3 protein-coding genes are annotated in these 3,114 nt (G+C 45.2%); all 3 read right to left on the bottom strand.

Translation table 11 applies throughout. The features are described 5' to 3' along the window. Window positions 1–190 precede the first annotated feature (190 nt). Window positions 191–1,504, bottom strand: coding sequence for a glycosyltransferase (locus P3W85_RS38400; protein WP_276268642.1), 1,314 nt, complete (start codon window positions 1,502–1,504; stop codon window positions 191–193). Then, on the bottom strand, window positions 1,501–2,562 hold the full coding sequence (gene wecB / locus P3W85_RS38395) for a non-hydrolyzing UDP-N-acetylglucosamine 2-epimerase (RefSeq protein WP_276268641.1): 1,062 nt from the start codon (window positions 2,560–2,562) through the stop codon (window positions 1,501–1,503). Before wecB ends, P3W85_RS38400 begins: the two co-directional genes overlap by 4 nt. A 17-nt stretch (window positions 2,563–2,579) precedes the next feature. Next, window positions 2,580–3,114, bottom strand: a 535-nt coding sequence (locus P3W85_RS38390) for an acyltransferase (RefSeq protein WP_346430324.1), incomplete at its 5' end; no start/stop codon positions are given.

The following is a 3,114-nucleotide window of genomic DNA, read 5'->3' as shown; positions in this document are numbered from 1 at the left end:
AAATACAACAACTGAATCACGCGCAGCTATCCTTAGCCCAGACTGAGCGGTCATCAATATAATCGCAATCAAAAACAAATAATGAGCCGGTTGCGGCACGCCACTTTTAAAAAAATAAAATTGACTTGAAAATACAGCAAGCGCAAACATTAAATTAATAACCACAGATCAATCCTATATAGTTTCACCTCTAATTTAACAACAATTCAATTCGCTCAAGAAAATCATCGGATTGCAGTGATCTGGAGAATTTCTTTATTGTATTTATGTTTGGCTTAAAAAAGCAAATATCATCCGTAGATGCTATCGAAATTATGACAGAGCGAATTGCCTCAAAATCGCTTCCACAGACAACGCCAACGCCACAGGAATCAATCAGCTGCCCGATTGCTGAATCCTTCTCGCTTCCAACACTTAAAATAGGAGTCCCGCTTGCTACATATTCAAAAATCTTGCCGGTAAGAACACCCTTGGCATCCGCCGAACCACTCTCCAACAAAAGCAGTAGATCAGCACTCTTCTGAGCTTGTAGAGCTACGTCTCTTGTGACATGGCCATGCACATGAACGTAGGAATTTGCCGCATAACTCTCAATAATCTTCCCAAGCTCCGGCTGTCGTGCACCATAAAAATGCACTTCGACGCGACCATGCGGAATCTCATTTTTTTTCAATAAATCATTAATTGCGGAAAACAATGGTCCTGGATCTCTGCGCCCCGGATAGATAATTCCGGTATAAACGATCTTTATCGAGCGGCCGACAATTGAGGCGCGCTTCTTGGAAAGATTGAGTTTAACCTCGTCCAGCGAAAGATCGTACCCATTGTAGACTACCTCAACGTCTTTTCCTAAAAGCGCGCAAAGAGATTCAGCCAGTGGCGCAGATACTGTTGTAACCAGATTCGCCTCCTTCATAGTTCTACGCTCAAAATCCCTCTCCCGGATTTTTTGCCGCGACGTCATATTTGACAGATGATTCTGACTCCAAAGGTCTCTATAGTCAGCCACCCATCTTATTTTCGGATTATATTTCTTTATTTCCGACGCAATAACATGGCATCCACGAGGACCGTAGGTACTAACAACTAAATCAACCCCCTTTTCTTTAACCAGCGCGGAGCTAATCAATCCTGCCTTGCGTGCCCAACCATCTCTAATATCCAAATCAAGATCAATCAATCTCATTATGGGCCCCTTAAATTTCTTTAGCCCAGCAATTACCAATCCCTTGGCCCATCTCGCCAGAATAGATATTCCCCCCCGATTATCCGAATCATCTCGCGATAGATCCAGAAAATAAGGAACCTCGACAACGTGAACGTCCGGAAGTGCTGGAAGATTTAGATCAAGAGGTTCATCAAATGCACATTTCTTCGCAGTAAGAACCGTAACCTTTGCACCTGCCCGACTCCAAGATTTTGCCCATGCATAGGGTCGGTGAGAAGCAATGGAATTCCGAGGAGGCCAGTCATATGCAATTATTAGGATACTTATTTTCTTCATCTGCACATCCACTCAACTATATTTCTCCCCGCGTCACCCGATCCGTAGATATTCGATTCAAATCGTGGAAAATTTGCCGATCTAATCAAATTTGATATTTCCTTTGAATTTGCACCGGCCAGCGCATTATACCCGCCTTCAATTAGCTCAACCCATTCAGTTTCATCCCTTAGGGTTATGCATGGTTTTTTATGAAAATACGCTTCTTTCTGCACCCCACCCGAATCTGTGGCGATTATTTTACAATTGGCTTCCAACCAAACCATCTCCAAATACCCAACAGGATCAACGGCCGTAACATTAGCAGGAAGATTGACGTTCATCTGCGTGAGCTTCTTACTTGTGCGCGGATGGAGCGGCAGAATTATCGGTAGGCCACTTTCTCCAAGCCCGTCGAAAATCCCTTGCATCCGAGCTTCCTGATCCGTGTTTTCCGCGCGATGGATAGTGCAAAGCACGAACTCGTTCGATCTCAAACTCAATGAGTCAAACCAGGCTGGCTTGCGAGCACGCTCGTTATAAAAAAGGGCTGCGTCATACATCACATCACCGACAAGGCGTATTCGGTCATTAGCAATTCCCTCATTACATAGGTTAGTTCGCGCTACTTCGGAGGGAGCAAACAACAGGGCAGCAACGTGATCTGTTAGCACCCTATTAATTTCCTCTGGCATGTATCGGTTGAAGGAACGGAGGCCTGCTTCGACATGAGCCACAGGAATGTGTAACTTCGCGGAGGCGAGTGCTCCAGCCAAAGTGCTATCGGTATCGCCGTAGACGAGGACCCAGTCAGGTCTCTCCGCTTGCATCAGGGCTTCCAGTTTTTCGAGCATTCGGCCAGTATTTTGACCGTGAGTGCCACCGCCAATTCCAAGATTATGGTCTGGAAGGGGAATGCCCAGTTCATCAAAAAATACGTCCGACATATTGGCGTCGTAGTGCTGGCCTGTGTGGACCAGAATCTCGTGTACGTCGGGCCGGTGCTCGACAAACGCTCTCGAGACAACCGCAGCCTTGATGAACTGGGGGCGAGCGCCTATCACAGTTAATACTTTCATAGTATTTAATAAAATATCTAATTAACTAAATTTTTAACAATTTTTGCCGGAACACCGCCGATAACACAATCGCCGTCCGGGAAGCTTTTATTGACTATCGAGCCCGCAGCGACCACTGTCCCCGATCCCAAAACAACGCCGGGCAATATCACTGCATTCATTCCGATCCAGCACTTATCCCCAATAACAACGTCTTGACTATTGTCGTGGGCATCCAAGTCGCCCAGCTTATGATTCGCAGTTATTATTCCAACGTTTGGGCCAATGTACGTCCCGCGTCCAATGTGGATGCATCCCTTGAAATTCTGAAAATACGTTCCCGGAGACTGAAAATTATTCAAATCATCAGGGTGAAAAAAAATGTTGTCGGAAACAGAGACGTGGCACGTCAAGCCTGTTGGAAAAGTTCGAGGCGAACTAAGCCTAAGTATATTTTTTACCCACAGCGATCGAAGTGCCCAAACAAATCCTGCAAATCCAGGATCAAAGTGCTTTCCGGTCAAATATTTTTTTTCAAAAAAAATTGAAAGAAATAGAACAAGTACAGGCCTA

Origin of the sequence: Cupriavidus basilensis, from assembly GCF_029335485.1 — a bacterium.
Classification (GTDB): Bacteria; Pseudomonadota; Gammaproteobacteria; order Burkholderiales; family Burkholderiaceae; genus Cupriavidus; species Cupriavidus basilensis_E.
Note: the sequence above shows the minus strand (reverse complement) of the source record. Positions and strands in the feature narration are given on the sequence as shown.